Origin of the sequence: Pseudoduganella aquatica (assembly GCF_009857595.1) — a bacterium.
GTDB lineage: Bacteria > Pseudomonadota > Gammaproteobacteria > Burkholderiales > Burkholderiaceae_D > Rugamonas > Rugamonas aquatica_A.
This window is the reverse complement of record NZ_WWCU01000127.1, coordinates 1-485: the sequence shown is the minus strand read 5'-3', so window position 1 is coordinate 485 and position 485 is coordinate 1. Positions and strand designations below refer to the sequence as shown.

Genomic DNA, 485 nt, shown 5'->3' with positions numbered 1-485 from the left:
GGCGCCAGCGAAAGCATCTTCGACGCGGTCAACCGGCAACTGGCCAAGCACGGCTACATTGCGCGCGGCGGCCAGATGATCGACGCCAGCTTCGTGCAGGTGCCAAAGCAATCGCTGAGCAAGGAAGAAAAGGCCATCGTAAAAGAGGTCGCGACGCCCATCGACTGGAAGCCGGCCAAGCGGCGCCAGAAGGACACCGACGCGCGCTGGACCAAGAAACACAGCAAGTCCTTCTTCGGCTACAAGCTCTCGGCCAGTGCCGACAAGCGCTACAAGTTGATCCGCAAAATCAAGGTCTGCACCGCGAGCGAGCACGACACGCTGCATCTCGAGGACGTGCTCGATCCCTGCAATACCAGCCGCGACGTCTACGCCGACAAGGGATACCTCAACGGCAAGCGCGAGGCGCGGTTGACGGGCGAAGGCTGGCGCATGCATATCCAGCGCAAAGGCAGCAAGGAGAAGCCGTTGTCGGAGGCGCAGGA

Annotated in this window: 1 protein-coding gene; it reads left to right on the top strand. The window is 61.9% G+C overall.

Features of this window, described 5'->3' with window-relative positions; genetic code table 11:
* The coding region (locus GTP77_RS29880; protein WP_161075758.1) for a transposase at window positions 1–485 on the top strand (485 nt) is incomplete at both ends.